Below are 16,166 nucleotides of genomic sequence, written 5' to 3' on the forward strand. Positions count from 1 at the left end.
TTCTAAAGTCATTTTATTGCTATTTGATATTTATAGCATTGAATTAGACTGCAGCAGCAATCACTTGTTCAGTACTTAAAACACCTTGTTCAATTAAACGGTTAGTGCTGGCAATAATCGCTTCGATGGATGCAGTCACGATGTTGTCATGTACACCTGCGCCGAATGCAGACTTACCTGTACCTTTCACTTGAAGTTCAATTAAAGCTAATGCTTTGGCATGCGCACCAGAACTGATACTACGTTCTTCATAGTTCAAGACATCAATCGGCAACTGCAATGCATTTAAGATAGCAGAAATTGGGCCGTTGCCTTCACCACGTAATTGCTGGATCTCACCGTTCACTTCGATATCGAGTTCAATGACTTGCTTGCCATTTTCATCATGTAAGCGGTAGTTTTTCGCCGCATAATGTGTATCTTTGGCCGCCACATACGTGTCTTTAAACAATGACCAGATCGCTTGTGCAGAAATCTCAGTACCGTCTTCATCTGTTTTTTGCTGTACGATTTGCGAGAACTCAATTTGAATACGACGAGGCAACACCACGTTGTAATTTGATTCTAACAAGTACGCAATACCGCCTTTACCAGACTGTGAGTTGACACGAATCACGGCATCATAGTCGCGGCCCAAGTCTTTCGGGTCGATTGGCAAATAAGGCATATCCCACATTTCTTCGTTCTTTTGGAACTCGAAACCTTTTTTAATGGCATCTTGGTGTGAGCCAGAGAACGCGGTGAAGACCAAATCACCAGCATACGGATGACGAGGGTGTACCGGCAAGCCTGTGCATTCTTCAATGATTGAAATGATTTCGTTGATGTTTGAGAAATCTAAGTTTGGCGCAACACCTTGGGTATACATGTTCAATGCAATCGCTGCAACGTCCACGTTACCTGTACGTTCACCGTTACCAAACACACAACCTTCGACGCGGTCAGCACCAGCCATAATCGCCAACTCTGAAGCGGCAATACCACAGCCACGGTCGTTATGACAGTGCACAGAAATAATCACACCGTCACGGCGTTGAATGTTACGGTGCATCCATTCCACTTGGTCGGCATAGACGTTCGGACCTGAAACTTCAACCGTTGCAGGCAAGTTTAAAATCACTTTGTTCTCTGGAGATGCTTCCCAAATTTCAGTGACCGCATCACAGACATCTTTAGCAACTTCTAATTCTGTTGCAGTAAAACACTCTGGACTGTATTGGAATACAAATTCAGTTTCAGGCTGTTTTGCAGCGTATTCTTTGACTTTCGTTGCGGCATTAATCGCTAATTGTTTTGCACCAGCAACATCAACATTCAACACTTTATTGCGGAATGTTGGCGAGTTTGAGTTGTAGATATGCACGATGGCACGTTTTGCACCTTGTAATGATTCAAATGTACGTTGAATCAAATGATCACGTGCTTGAACCAAAACTTCGATGTACACATCATCGGGAATATGGCCGCCTTCGATCAACAAACGGGTGAAATCAAAGTCGATTTGTGATGCAGAAGGGAAGCCGATTTCAATGTGTTTGAAACCAATTTTCACAAGCATTTGGAACATTTTGAACTTTTGTTCAATGTTCATTGGCTCGAAGATCGCTTGGTTACCGTCACGAAGGTCGGTACTCATCCAGATCGGCGCTTTATTGATTTCGTTATTTGGCCATTGACGGTCTGGTAAGTCTACACGTTGGTACATGCGACGGTATTTTTTACTTGGATCTGCCAACATCATGTGAAAACTCCTTATAGCACCGTGGATAAATGTCGTGGATAAACGGCAAGGTACTACTTATATAGATTGTGTCTATTTTAACAATTTACAAGTTTAATTTCGGAGTCTTTAGTCGAAAGTCGAAATAAATCTGTAAAGATTCACATGACTTAGCTTTACCGTAAGCTCGTAAATGTATAACTAAATATTAGTCCATATATTCCGGAAATAATTTCCTATTTTTGCGTCAAGATGCCATTACTGGAAAATATTTTTCTATAAAATTAGCTTTTTTGAAAAATATAATCTTTATTAATCTCATCGACGGTGGCTGTTCCCATCAATGCCATCGTAATCTCAAATTCTTCTTTCAGTATTTTGAGTACATGGGCAACGCCTAAAGCGCCCGCTGTAGCTAAACCATAAATGCAAGGACGTCCAACTAATACGGCAGATGCACCCAAGGCTATCGCTTTAAACACATCTGAACCTCGACGAATACCACCATCATATAAAACTGGAAAATCCGTAGGCACAACTTTTTTAATCAGTTCTAAAGCGGTGAGAGGGGAAATGCAACTATCCAGTACGCGCCCTCCATGATTCGACACAATAATGCCTTGCACACCGTGTTGCAGGGCAAGTTCAGCATCATGTGGATTGACAATGCCTTTTAAAATAATAGGTAATGAGGTGTTTTGACTGAGCCAAAGGATATCCGCCCATGTTGGTGCGATTTTCATCAGACCGTTAAATACGGGATGGTCGCCATCGTTGAGCTCAGGCAATGGGATATGTGCAGGGGTATGCGGATGCTGCATGACTTCAGGCAAATGAAAAAACACTCGACGTTCACGGTCACGAATCCCTGTATGCGGGGAATCAACAGTCACCACAATCGCTTTATAGGCATGTTCTTCTGCCATCTTGACCAGTGATAATGACTTTTCGCGCTCACCTTGCCAATACAATTGGAACCATTTGTACGGATTGTTCTGCTTTAACTTACGCATATCTGTATTGGTAAACGTACTGAGGATCATATTGCTGCCAAGGACTTCGGCAGCGAGGGCTGTTGCAGCTTCAGCATCAGGATGAAATTGTTGTTGATGACCTATCGGGGCTACAAAAATAGGATGTGGGAAACGTTGCCCTAAGATTTCGATTTGGGTATGACCTTGGGTTAGATCTTTCAGCATACGTGGTAGCAGTTGTATCTGTTCAAACTGAGACAAATTGCCACGGACACTGTGTTCATCCATCGAGCCGCCTTGCAAGTACTGCCACACCATGTTGGAAAGGTGTTTTTCAGCCTCGACTTCATAATCTGCAATGGTTTGCAAATGAGCTGGAATCTGAGTGAGTGGCGCTAAAATGTTGTGATCAGTCATTGTCAGTTTGTCCATGTCTATTGACCTTAAGCTTTAAATTTCGGCCCATTTGCGGATAAGGTTGTGATACAGACTAGTCAACTTGACGACTTCACTATGTGCATCACCCAATTGCATACGCAAATTTTGAATGCTTTGATCGAGATTAAATAACATGTGACGCTCAGCATCTTCACGGATCATACTTTGCAACCAAAAAAATGATGCAATACGACAGCCTGCAGTCACAGGAGTAACTTCATGCACACTGGTAGATGGATACAAAATCAAATCTCCGGCAGGCAATTTCACTTCGTGGTAGCCATAGGTGTCTTCTACCACAAGTTCACCACCCTCATATTCTTCGGGTTCACTTAGAAAAATCGTGCAGGACAAATCGGTACGAATTTTTTGATTGCTGTCAGGCATCCAGCGAATGGCATTGTCGACATGGAAACCAAACGTTTCACCATTTTCATAGCGGTTAAAATAGGGCGGCAAAATATTGAGGGGGAGAGCCGCAGATGTAAAAAGCGCGTGTTGTGACAATTCATGCAGAATAATGTCACCTAAATGCTGTGTTAATGGATGGTCTATATCTAGCTGTTGGTTGTTTTTTACATTTTTAGACAGTGAGCCCGTAGTTTTTTGACCATTAATCCATTCTACTTTTTGCATTTCTGTGCGGAAGTAGTTGACCTGTTCTTTACTCAATACATTTGGGATATGGTGAATCACGGCCTAACCCTTTGGAACTGTAATATTAATGTTTTGATCATATACAAAAATAGCCTCGAAGCGAGGCTATTTGAGTCAATACCATAAATTATTTATGGTATTTATTTCTTCTTAGTATTTAAAGTTAACAGATAGAACTGCACTGCGGCCTTCTGCTTCAGTTGCATAGTGTGAGGCATACGCTTTAGTGAAGTAGCGTTTGTCAGAAAGGTTGTTTACATTCAACTGTAAATCCACATTTTTGTTAACGGTATAACGCGCCATAGCATCGTAGCGTACGTAGCTTGGAACCCATTTTGTATTGGTAGCATTACCAAATACTTTATCCATGTAGGTAGCGCCACCACCAATTGTGAACTGTGGAAGGACTTGGTAAGTTGTCCAAAGTGTTGCTGAGTTTTTCGCAACGTTTTGAACTTGGTTACCATTGCTTGGATTTACAACATAGTCGTCACCGACTTTGGTGAAACCACCGTCAACTAATTCGCTGTCTAAGTAGGTATAACCTGCCATTACAGCCCACTTATCAGTTACATTACCAGTAACACCAAGTTCGATACCATCAACACGTGTTTCACCAATGTTGCTTGTAGTACCCTCTGTTGTTGTTGCACGTGTATTGGTTTTTTCTGTACGGAAAATTGCAGCAGTTAAGTTTAAACGGTCGTTTAATACATCCCATTTCGTTCCTAACTCGTAAGTTTTAACCTCTTCGGGTTTAAGGTTTTCGATTGCTGCAGTAATACCTTCTGACCCATCACCACCATCAACACCGACTGGATTTGAGGATGTCGCATAGCTTGCATAGATACTGCTATTTTCAGTTGGTTTAAATGTTAAACCTGCTTGCCAGTTAATAAAGTCTTTTTCATTTTTGATTGATACTTTATCGCCAGCTTGAGCTTTAGCAGGATTTGAGGTCACATTGCTGTTGAGCGCACCATAAGTCATCGTTTGCTCTGTTGAGTAATCATCCCAACGTACACCCAAATCTAAGATCCATTGTGGGTGTAATTCAATGCTATCAAGGAAATATACTGAAGTATTTTTAGTTTCGATATTATAAAGATCTGCGCCAGCAGTACTTAAAGAGCCTGTCCAATTACCACGGTCAGGGTTTTGCACTGATGTACACCAACCATTTGCGATCGAATCTGCCGGACAAGATTGATGTGCAGAGCCTGTCGAGTTTTTGCCGTCAATAATATACTGGGTACGATCTGTTTCTTGAGCTGAATATTCTGCGCCCAAATTAAAACGATGTTTTAAAAAGCCTGTGTCAAATTTACCAGTTAAAGCCAGTTGATCAGTAAAGCCATCTGTATCCGCAACTCGTGAGTTTGCACGTGCCCATACATTGCCTGTTACTTGGCCTGTTGCTTTATCAAAAAAGTTACCTTTTGAGTCGTCTGGGTTTGTCCATAGATAGTCATTTTTTGATTTGCTATAAACAGCAGTATTAGTCAATGTCAAGTTGTCAGTTAAGTCATGTTCTAACTTAATTGTACCAATATGATTTTCTTGTTTTTGGAAATCACGATCTTTCCAACCGTAGTAAATGCCTTGTTTGACATCAATCGGTTTACCGTTACCGTTTAATGGGCGGTAGTCCATTTCACCAGTTTTAGGTGCGCCAAATGGATTGTTATATGGCACACCAGAATCAGGTGTATCATCCGATTTTAGATAGTAATAGCCAACAGTTGCACGAGTAGGTGTGTCTAAGCCGAAAGTAATACTAGGGGCAATACCAGCACGTTTGTATTCAGCACCATCAGCTTGACCAGCTTTCTCATTCATGTGGCCCATAACGGCAACACGTGCAGCAATCCCATTGCCAAAATCTTTGTTGCCATCAAGCGTCACACGTGCATAAGCATCTGTTCCACCAGCAACTGAACCTTCTAAAAAGTCACCTTTTTTCGCAACTTTCGAAATCATGTTGATACTGCCGCCAGAAGTACCTGCACCACCCATAGCAGAAGCTGAACCTTTGGTAACTTCTACTTGCTCTACAGCAAACATCTCACGGTTTTGAGAAGTTGAGTTACGTACACCGTCAACATACATTGAGCTTTCAGAGTTATAACCACGAATAAATGGACGGTCACCATTTGGGTTACCACCTTCACCAGCACCGAGGGTAATTCCAGGTACTGTACGTAAAGCATCACTTAAAGTTGTGACTTGCGTGTCTTCAATCAGTTGCTTAGAAATCACTGATACTGATTTTGGTGTATCAAGAAGTGGAGCAACAAATTTAGCATTCGCAGATTTATCAACTTTTAAGCTTGGTGCTTTTTCAGCAGCAACTTCTTGGTTAATCGTTGGAAGTTGAGTAACTTGCTCTTGTGCGATTGCATTAACGGCAATAACAGAAAGAGAAGAAGCAATTGCTGATGAAACAATTTTCTTACGTGTTTTAATGAAGGCCATTTCGAACCCGATTTGGAATAGTGAATTTGTATGCGAATAATAATGATTCTTATTTGTTCTTACATCTTTATGTAATTGTAAATCACGATAAATAATCATATTGTGATAGTAGTATTTAATGTAATGATATAACAAGTATTAATTAAGGCTATGTTTTTATTTAATATTGATAAAATATATTGTTTTTTTATATTTAATTGAGATTATAAATAAAGCTATGATTGTGAATTGAATAAGCATAAATCGTAATTGTTAATGCAAAAAAACCTGCCGAAGCAGGTTTTTTAGTTTTGTCTTTTATAAGTACTAAAAGTTAGAAATCATAAGAAATGGATAACCAGTAGTTACGACCAGCTAAGTAAGTTCCAGCCATTGAAGAACCTATAGTCATGTAGTCATAGTAAGATGTCTCTACACCTTGGCTATTGATATAAGTTCCATTGCTTGTGAAGTCTTTATCTAATAAGTTATTTACAGAACCATTAATACGAATATTGTCGTTAAGGCTATAACTTGTACCGAGGTTAAATAAATTATACCCCTTCAACTTATTGCCAGTTGCAGCATAAATGATGCCAGCATCACCAGCAGTTTGGACTGTACTATAACGTTTACGATCAGATTTATACTCATGCTGTAACCAAACATCGAGTGAAGGATTAATATGCCAAGTAGATGTCATATTAAAAGCATTTTTGGGTACGTTATTTAGGTACGAGCCTTTATTTTCACCTTTTGTGATCTCACTTTCCATATAGGTATATGCAGCTTTAATATCCCATTCAGGGATAATGCTGTATTTCAAGCTAACTTCAACGCCCTTAGTTTCTGCTTCATTGGCATTAATACTTTGTGAAAAACTATCTTGAGTAATATGGGAACCATAGCTGACACAACCTGCTTGGTTTGGATTTGTTTCAGAGTAACAGTTCCAAAGGTCAGCTCCATCAGTTATCAGATCTTCAATTTTATTAAAGAATGCCGTTGTGGTTAAGTCAAAGCTACCTTTGTTATAATTAAAGCCTAATTCATAGTTGGTGGATTCTTCAGGTTTAAGATTAGGAGAGCCGACACCAAAAGTTGCACCTTGACCACTAACACTAATCACGCCATTGTGTAATGCTTTTGCAGAAGGTGCTTTGTAACCCGTACTTACACCACCTTTCAGTGTTAGATTTTCATTAGTATTCCAAACTAAATATGCTCGTGGGCTGAAGTGACCACCAAAACCTGAATGATCTTCATAACGTCCACCTAAAGTTAAAGCAACTGAATCTAAAAGGCGCCATTCATCTTCAGCGTAGAAAGATAATGAGTCTTTTTTGAATTTTGAACCCACGCCCGCAATATCGTCAGCAATTTCTGCTTCTTTATATTCGGCACCTACTGTGATTTTATGATCTGCAATAGGCATGACGATATGTGTATCAGCAACAAAGTCAGTGTTTTCTAATGTACGATCTGTACCTGCAAATGCATTTAATGGGAATGTGTTTCGTGGAATAGTACGGCCTACGGTTTCAGTAGTTGTATGGCTTACGTAAGATGACCATTTACCAAAATCATAGTTACCCTCATGTCCAGCAGAAATTTGATCACGGTTAAATTCTAGTTCGTCTTTATAACCATTAGCACGGCTCGGTGTGTCTTGAGTGCCCAGTCGATTATCATCATTTTTATAGTTTTGACTTGAATGGAAGCCATCTAACCAGAAACTATTTTTATCATCTAAGTTAAAGGATAATTTACCACCAAAATCAAAATTATCTGCTTCACTTGGGCGTGGGTCACGGCCAGATGTACCTGGAATACGTTCAGATTTTTGACGGTCCAAATAAGAACCGCGTAGCTGCATCCCTAATCGTTCGCTTATAAGAGGGCCATTTAAAACAAAACTGGTTTTTGCTGAGTCGGCTTCCCCATTATGTTCCATGAGATTACCACTCACAGTAACATTACCAGTCCATGTATCAGACACTTTTTTAGTAATAATGTTGATTACACCACCCATTGCTTCTGAGCCATAGCGAGTAGCCATAGGACCACGAATGACCTCAATACGCTCAATTGCAGCAAGGGGTGGTAAGTAACCATTTGATGATTCACCGAAACCATTTGGAGTTACGTCAGAAGATGTTGTTTGGCGACGTCCATCAATTAAAACCAAACTATAGTCATTACCTAGACCACGCATTTTTACGTTTAAGCCGGATGTTTTACCAATACCGTCACGAATATCAATGCCCGGAATGTCAGCTAGTAAATCTGCGATGCTAGAAGCATTTTTCTTTTCTATGTCTGCTTTTGTAACAACACTGATTGAAGCAGGAGCATTCTTGATCTTTTGTTCAAAGCCCGCTGCAGAAACAACAATGGTTTCCATCTGTTGAGCTTGAGATTCAGTCGTTTCAGCATGTGCGAAACTCGTAGTAGTTACAATTGCCCCAAATAAAGCAGCGGAAAGAGGGTTGAGATTAAATTTACTCATAAAAGAATACCAAATATGGACAAGATAAATATATGAAAATAAATTAAAAAAAATATCATTAAGAATAATAGTGAGAAAGTTTCTCATTTTCAATGGTGAATTAAAAAATAATCAATATTTCTTCGAAAAAAGCTGAAAAATTCTAAAAATAAGAAGGGCATCCATGCCTGAATTTATAGTGTTATAATCCATTTTTGTATATCTTTAATTGTTGTCATATAATGTGGCACTTTTTTTTAAAACTGTTTTAACTAACAAATTATCGAGGAAGCCATGCAAGTAACTTCTGAAGCGGTTTCGGGCGTTGCCCGTCGTTTAAATGTATCTGTACCGACGAGCCGTATTAACGAGCAGTTTGAAGCTCGCTTGAAACGCACTGCCAAAACTGTGAAGATCAACGGCTTCCGTCCAGGTAAAGTACCTGTAAACGTTGTTCGTCGTGAATACGGTGCTGGTATCTATCAAGAAGTTGTAAACGACATCATTCGTGACACAGTATTCGAAGCGATCCAACAAGAAAAAATCAATGCTGTTGGTATGCCAAACATTGAAAAAACTGAAATGAAAGATGATGCTTTAGTTTATGAAGCAACTGTAGAAGTTTATCCAGAAGTTGAAGTTAAGTTCGAAGGTCTAGAAGTTGAACGTAAAACAACTTCAGTTGACGACAAAGACGTTGAGAAGATGATTGAAAATCTTCAAAAACAACGCGCTTCATGGGTTGAAACTAAAGGCATGGCTAAAAAAGACATGCAAGTAACTTTCGACTTTGAAGGTACTGTTGATGGCGAGAAGTTTGAAGGCGGCGCTGCTGAAGACTTTAAACTCGTTCTTGGTTCTGGTCGTATGATCCCTGGCTTCGAAGACGGTATCGTTGGTATGAAGAAAGGCGAAGAGAAAGTTATCGATGTAACGTTCCCTGAAGACTACCAAGCTGAAAACCTTGCTGGTAAAGCTGCTCAATTCAAAATCACTGTTAAGCTTGTTGAAAAACAAAAACTTCCAGAAGTTGATGCTGAATTCTTAAAAATCTTCGGTCTAACTGAAGAAGAAGGCGTTGAAAAACTGAAAGCTGACGTGCGTAAAAACATGGAACGTGAAGTGAAAAACGGTCTTCGTAACCAAGTGAAAGGTGCAACTTTTGATGCCCTTGTAGCTGCAAACGAAGTAGAACTTCCAGAAGCAATGGTTGCTCAAGAAATTGACCGTCAACGTCAACAAATGATCCAACAATTCACTCAACAGTTTGGTGCTCAAGGCGCTAAAGCGTTTGATTCAAGCATGCTTCCAGATGACCTATTCAAAGAGCAAGCTGAAAAATCAGTTAAACTTGGCGTATTAGTCAGCAAAGTATTAGCTGATGCTAAAATTGAAGTTGATGCTGCACGTGTTGATGCTTACATCGAAGACATGGCTTCTTCTTACGAAGATCCTAAAGAAGTAATTGAATACTTCAACAACGATAAACAGCAACGTGCTCAAATCGAAGCTGTTATTCTAGAAGACCAAGTTGTAGATCACATCTTAGCTTCTGCTAAAGTAACTGATACAACTGTGAGCTATGAAGACTTATTGAAAGAGCAACAAGCTCGTCAACAAGGCTAATTTCTAGCTTTCAAAAAAAGGCGCATTAAGCGCCTTTTTTTATCGAAATTTGCCCCCAAATAAGTTGTCCTGATTTCACAATGCTTATGAAAAAAATATCTGTTATTTAATTGGGAATCTTTTGCAATTTCGACAAATATCCCTCATATTGTGAATTATGGGTTGAGTCAGAAAAATTTAGGAATAAATAACGTATGTATGTTCCAACAATTGAAAACGCACTAGTGCCAATGGTGGTAGAACAGTCATCTCGTGGCGAGCGTTCTTTTGATATTTATTCACGCCTTTTGCGTGAACGTGTGATTTTTTTAACCGGTGAAGTTGAAGACAACATGGCAAATTTGATTGTTGCCCAAATGTTGTTCTTAGAAGCAGAAAACCCAGATAAAGATATTCATTTATATATCAACTCACCAGGCGGTTCGGTTACTGCAGGTATGGCGATTTACGATACCATGCAATTTATTAAACCTGATATTGTGACTTACTGCATGGGGCAAGCAGCATCGATGGGTGCATTCCTGCTTAACGCCGGTGCTAAAGGCAAACGTTACTGTCTTGAAAATGCCCGTGTCATGATTCACCAACCACTCGGTGGTTTCCGTGGTCAGGCATCTGACATTGAAATTCATGCACGTGAAATTCTATTCATCAAAGAACGTTTAAATCGTTTAATGGCAGAGCATAGTGGTCAAGACTACGAAACTGTTGCTCGAGATACTGACCGTGACAATTTTATGACAGCGCAAGCTGCGAAAGAATACGGTCTTGTGGACGAAGTTTTATCTAAACGCCCATAAGTTTTAAAGAATTAATTATTGGAGTGAATATGTCCGAACATCCTCAAGGACAAAAGCATTGTTCATTTTGCGGTAAAACGCAGTCTGAAGTCGGGAAACTGATTGCAGGTGAGGACGCGTACATCTGTAATGAGTGTGTGGACGTATGTCTTGACCTAGTTCAGACCAGTCAGCAAGTTGAATCAAATGACTGGGCAACTCGTCCTTTACCAAAACCGCATGAAATCCGTGCTGCGCTTGACCAATATGTGATTGGTCAAGATGTTGCGAAAAAGACCCTCTCTGTTGCGGTATACAACCACTATAAACGCCTAAAAGTTGGCACCAGTGGTAAAAAACCAGAAGACGGTGTAGAGATTTCGAAAAGTAACATCATGTTGGTTGGACCAACAGGTTCAGGTAAAACACTGCTTGCTCAGACACTTGCGCGTCTTTTAGATGTGCCATTTGCGATGGCAGATGCAACGACTTTAACTGAAGCCGGTTATGTGGGTGAAGACGTTGAGAACATTGTTCAAAAACTCCTTCAAAAAGCCGATTACGATGTAGAAAAAGCGCAAAAGGGCATTATCTATATCGATGAAATCGACAAAATTACCCGTAAGTCTGAAAACCCATCTATTACTCGTGATGTATCGGGTGAAGGTGTTCAGCAAGCGTTATTGAAAATGATCGAAGGTACGGTTGCGTCGATTCCGCCTCAAGGTGGTCGTAAGCATCCGCAGCAAGAATTTATTCAAATTGATACTTCAAATATCCTGTTTATCTGTGGTGGCGCATTCTCTGGTCTAGAGAAAATCGTACAGCAGCGTCAAGAAAAAGGTGGTATCGGCTTTACAGCTGAAGTGCGTAAGAAAGATGAAACTAAAAAATTATCTGACTTATTCCGCCAAGTTGAAGCGACAGATTTGGTTAAATTTGGTCTGATTCCTGAATTTATTGGTCGTTTACCTGTGATTGCTACCTTGGAAGAACTCGACGAAGAAGCATTGATGCAGATTCTGACAGAACCAAAAAATGCATTGACACGTCAGTACCAATATTTATTTGAAATGGAAAATGTTGACCTTGTATTTGAAGACTCAGCATTACGTGCCGTGGCTAAAAAAGCCCTTGACCGTAATACGGGTGCGCGTGGTCTACGTTCGATTTTAGAAAATTCATTGCTTGAAACGATGTATGACCTACCAAGTCGTTCAGATGTGGGTACGGTTGTCATCAATGAAGCGGTGATTAATGGTGAAGCGGAACCTGAATTTAAATCAGAACGTCAACCAAAGAAAACTGAAGAAGCTGCACCGAAGTCAGATTTAAAAGTTGTGAACTCTAAATCTGCTTAAGCGCTATTCGTCTGAAACGTGTGTAAATCCAAGATTTGCACACGTTTTTTATTTCCAAAAATAAAGGCAGAATGTTAATCTCAGCAGGATGGCGTGGATGCCTGAATGTAAAAAACTGAAAACAAAAGTGTAAAAATAAAAAAAGACGCAGTGAGGGATAATCATGCGTGGAGTTGCAATTCTACTTTTAAGCAGTGTAGCGCTGCTGGGTTGTCATGGAAAATCAGCCATTGAGCAAACGTCATTGGCTTCAACATTAAAGCCCGTGGATCCTGAAAGTAAACCGGGTCATATTGAGCAATATCGATTGGGTATGTTTACCATTGGTGGTTGGGTCAATCAGAAACAAGGTCGACATTTTCAAGAAGTGAAAGCTCAACATGATCAAGCAGCGATTGTGTATTTATATCGTCCAGACAGTAAATGGAATCGTCAAGAAATTGTGGCCAGCAGCTTATTTCTGAACAGTGAGCGTATTCCAAGTTTATTGAATAATCATTATTACTGGGTGGAGTTACCGGCGGGGAATTACCGCTTATCATCGAGTCGCCCTTTGGGGGTGAATCATTTTCAAAAACCTAAATATTTAGACTTTGATGTTGAAGCAGGTCAAACTTACTTCATTAAATATGATGAAGAGAATTTATCCAGTAAAAGAACGGTTTCAGGGCCATTGCTGCTCATGCCTGAAAAAATTGGTCGAAATGAAATCGCATTTACAGAGTTGAAATCCAACAGTTTTAACTTTGTGGCAGAAGATCAAAACACTGGAAAAGTGCGGAAAAGTGCGCAGAAGTTGAAGGCACCTCATTATGATCCTGCGGAAGATGTGCAGTTGACCAAGCCTTTTAAACTGTGGAATCCATTAACTTGGTAGAATCTAAACAGTGACAATAAAAAAGCACCCCATGGGGTGCTTTTTTAGATCTTGAATGTGGCGAAATTAGTTCGCAGCAGCATCAACTACTGGGATTTTACCAATTTTTGCTTGCCAGATTTTTGGTGCTGTTGCGTGAACAGAAGTACCATTTACGTCAACGGCTACCGATACAGGCATGTCTTTTACAACAAATTTGTAGATCGCTTCCATACCTAAGTCAGCAAATGCTACAACTTCAGCTTCACGAATCGCTTTTGATACTAAGTAAGCAGCACCGCCGACAGCCATGAGGTAAGTCGCTTTGTTGTCTTTGATTGCTTCAACAGCAGCAGGACCACGATCAGCTTTACCAATCATACCGAACATGCCAGTTGCTTCAAGCACTTGACGTGTGAACTTATCCATACGTGTTGCAGTTGTTGGGCCAGCAGGACCGACGACTTCGTCACCGACTGGATCAACAGGGCCAACGTAGTAAATAAATTTACCTTTTAGGTCAACTGGAAGTTCTTCACCTTTGTTTAACATGTCAACCATACGTTTGTGCGCAGCGTCACGACCCGTATAGATTGTACCGTTAAGAAGTAGTGTGTCACCTGGTTGCCAAGAGTTCATTTCTTCTTGAGTGATGTTGTCTAAGTCAACACGTTTAGACGTTGATGAATCCCAAGTCACTGCAGGGTAGTCTTCAAGGCTAGGCGCTTGAATATGCGCTACACCTGAACCGTCTAATTGGAAATGCGCATGACGAGTTGCAGCACAGTTAGGAATCATACCTACTGGTTTACCCGCAGCGTGACATGGGTAGTCTTTGATTTTGATATCAAGAACAGTCGTTAAACCGCCAAGACCTTGAGCACCAATACCTAAAGCATTTACTTTTTCGAAGATTTCGATACGAAGTTCTTCGATTTGGTTTTGTGGGCCACGACGAAGTAATTCGTCCATGTTGATTTCTTCCATCAATGCTTCTTTTGCAAGCATCATGGCTTTTTCAGCAGTACCACCAATACCGATACCGAGCATACCAGGAGGACACCAACCTGCACCCATTGTTGGAACAGTTTTAAGTACCCAATCTACGATAGAGTCAGAAGGATTAAGCATTGCAAGCTTAGATTTATTTTCTGAACCACCACCTTTAGCAGCAACAGTAATATCAACTTTATTACCCGGAACGAGTTTGTAGTGAATTACAGCAGGGGTGTTGTCTTTGGTATTTTTACGACCAAAAGCAGGATCAGCTAATACTGATGCACGAAGAATGTTTGAGTTTTCAAGATAACCTTGACGTACACCTTCGTTGATTGCATCGTCTAGGCTCATGGTTAAATCAAATTTAACGTCTAAGCCCACTTCAAGAAATACGTTCACAATACCCGTATCTTGACAGATAGGACGATGGCCTTCTGCACACATACGAGAGTTAATTAAAATTTGTGCAATCGCGTCTTTTGCGGCTTTGTTTTCTTCACGGTCATACGCACGGCTCATCGCTTGGATGAAGTCCTGTGGGTGATAGTAAGAAATGAACTGAAGCGCATCTTTTACCGATGTGATCAAGTCATCTTGCTTGATAATAGTTGTCATACAAATATCTCTTGAGCGGGCTGATAGCTAGCGGGCTAAATTATAAGACAAAAACACAGTTGTGTGGGTATTTCGCTTAATCTTTGGCCGAAAGTTTAATAGGGTTTAACATGCCATGTCTCGCTGTCATCAATATCCTAAAAATGACGTTTTCACTGTCATATTTTATGAAATATTTGTCACATAACTAGAGGAGAAGATTTGTTTTTGTTTCTAAGATTTTGAAATTAAATAATATTTATTATTTTTGAATATTTCATATTTGTCATATAACTGTCATAAAACTTTTACATAATGACGTCATCAAAGTTAGAGTGTGAAATATATGGTTACTCCAGTGTTGTCAGTTATTGGTTTTTCTCTGTTTATCGCAGCAACTTGGTTCTACGGTCAACAAGAAGATCAAGCCTAAAGCTTTATCTTCTTTTTTTTGCTTTAATTTTTATAAAAATAATATTCTTCTTCAAATCTTCAAATCTTCAAATCTTCAAATCTTCAAATCTTCAAATCTAATCATGAGTAATAGCTAATTTTTAGTCTTGGCATTAGTTTGCGTCAGAGTGATAATCATCGTTGATCGCTATAGCTTTCAATTTTTTACAAAACTTTAATTATAAATACTAAGTTTTGAAGTAATTAATTGAGAAATAAAATAAAAATGAGCTCGGTTACTGTACGTTAAACTGTTGAATCAGATTGGGAGATACTGAAAAATTTACAGCTCAAAGCATTACATGACAGTCTTGATGTATTTACAGCAACATATGAAAAAACTAAAACTCATAGTGATTCTGAATAGCATGATAGAGCGGCGCAAAAAACACTATGCCAGTTTCTATTGGCATATGACGGAATGAGAGCTGTAGGCATGGTTGGAGGTACTATTGATAAACAGCATGAATTTACTGTAGTTGCAATGTGGTTGTATGAGAATTATCGGGGGAAGAGTGTTGCTGATCTTTTAATATCTAATCTAAAAAAATATGCAGCAAACCAAGGTTATATAAAAATTGTACTTCGTGTTGAATTAAGTAATTTACGAGCTATTCAATTTTATTCTAAACAAGGTTTTATAAAAGTTCTTGAGCAATCTCCTTTAAAATCAGACTTAGAGCTTAGCAGTCAAAAAATGGAGTGCTTGTAGTCCTTTTAATGGTCAACTTTTTTCGTATTTAAGTGCTTAAAAACAAAAAAAACTT

The 16,166-nt window shown here is 39.6% G+C and carries 11 protein-coding genes; 5 read left to right on the forward strand and 6 right to left on the reverse strand.

Features of this window, described 5'->3' with window-relative positions; all coding sequences use genetic code 11:
* Positions 1–43: 43 nt before the first annotated feature.
* The 5 genes from leuA to FTU22_RS05140 all read right to left on the reverse strand — a co-directional run bounded on the left by leuA (position 44) and on the right by FTU22_RS05140 (position 8,752).
* Positions 44–1,741 (reverse strand): 2-isopropylmalate synthase, encoded by a 1,698-nt coding sequence (gene leuA, locus FTU22_RS05120; RefSeq protein WP_078192712.1) that lies wholly within the window; start codon positions 1,739–1,741, stop codon positions 44–46.
* Positions 1,742–2,004: 263 nt separating this feature from the next.
* On the reverse strand, positions 2,005–3,111 hold the full coding sequence (locus tag FTU22_RS05125) for an alpha-hydroxy acid oxidase (protein ID WP_180024465.1): 1,107 nt from the start codon (positions 3,109–3,111) through the stop codon (positions 2,005–2,007).
* A gap of 33 nt (positions 3,112–3,144) precedes the next feature.
* The gene (locus FTU22_RS05130; RefSeq protein WP_078192711.1) at positions 3,145–3,828 is read right to left on the reverse strand and encodes a Fe2+-dependent dioxygenase; all 684 of its coding nucleotides are present in this window, start codon (positions 3,826–3,828) and stop codon (positions 3,145–3,147) included.
* Positions 3,829–3,939: 111 nt separating this feature from the next.
* The gene (locus FTU22_RS05135) at positions 3,940–6,264 is read right to left on the reverse strand and encodes a TonB-dependent siderophore receptor (protein ID WP_180024440.1); all 2,325 of its coding nucleotides are present in this window, start codon (positions 6,262–6,264) and stop codon (positions 3,940–3,942) included.
* Positions 6,265–6,577: 313 nt separating this feature from the next.
* Complete coding sequence (locus tag FTU22_RS05140) at positions 6,578–8,752, reverse strand: TonB-dependent receptor domain-containing protein (protein WP_180024439.1); 2,175 nt, start codon at positions 8,750–8,752, stop codon at positions 6,578–6,580.
* A 273-nt stretch (positions 8,753–9,025) separates the two neighbouring features.
* On the opposite strand from FTU22_RS05140, the gene tig reads away from it, so the two are divergent.
* From tig to FTU22_RS05160, 4 genes are all read left to right on the forward strand, one after another.
* A complete protein-coding gene (gene tig / locus FTU22_RS05145; protein WP_078192708.1) occupies positions 9,026–10,357 on the forward strand; it encodes a trigger factor in 1,332 nt (443 codons plus the stop codon).
* A 194-nt stretch (positions 10,358–10,551) separates the two neighbouring features.
* Positions 10,552–11,157 carry an ATP-dependent Clp endopeptidase proteolytic subunit ClpP gene (clpP, locus tag FTU22_RS05150; protein WP_180093311.1) on the forward strand — a complete coding sequence of 202 codons (606 nt, stop codon included), beginning with the start codon at positions 10,552–10,554 and terminating at the stop codon, positions 11,155–11,157.
* Between the two features lie 29 nt (positions 11,158–11,186).
* The gene (gene clpX, locus FTU22_RS05155; protein WP_111884049.1) at positions 11,187–12,497 is read left to right on the forward strand and encodes an ATP-dependent protease ATP-binding subunit ClpX; all 1,311 of its coding nucleotides are present in this window, start codon (positions 11,187–11,189) and stop codon (positions 12,495–12,497) included.
* A 163-nt stretch (positions 12,498–12,660) separates the two neighbouring features.
* Entirely contained in the window at positions 12,661–13,374 is a 714-nt protein-coding gene (locus FTU22_RS05160; RefSeq protein WP_180026011.1) for a DUF2846 domain-containing protein, read from the forward strand.
* Positions 13,375–13,440: 66 nt separating this feature from the next.
* On the opposite strand, the gene FTU22_RS05165 is transcribed toward FTU22_RS05160, so the two are convergent.
* Entirely contained in the window at positions 13,441–14,967 is a 1,527-nt protein-coding gene (locus FTU22_RS05165) for a fumarate hydratase (RefSeq protein ID WP_078189659.1), read from the reverse strand.
* An 838-nt stretch (positions 14,968–15,805) separates the two neighbouring features.
* Between FTU22_RS05165 and FTU22_RS05170 the strand changes: the two genes are divergently transcribed.
* Complete coding sequence (locus FTU22_RS05170) at positions 15,806–16,111, forward strand: GNAT family N-acetyltransferase (protein WP_373886240.1); 306 nt, start codon at positions 15,806–15,808, stop codon at positions 16,109–16,111.
* Positions 16,112–16,166: the final 55 nt, after the last annotated feature.

The sequence above is a fragment of the Acinetobacter sp. YH12076 genome, assembly GCF_013419525.1.
Lineage (GTDB): Bacteria > Pseudomonadota > Gammaproteobacteria > Pseudomonadales > Moraxellaceae > Acinetobacter > Acinetobacter amyesii.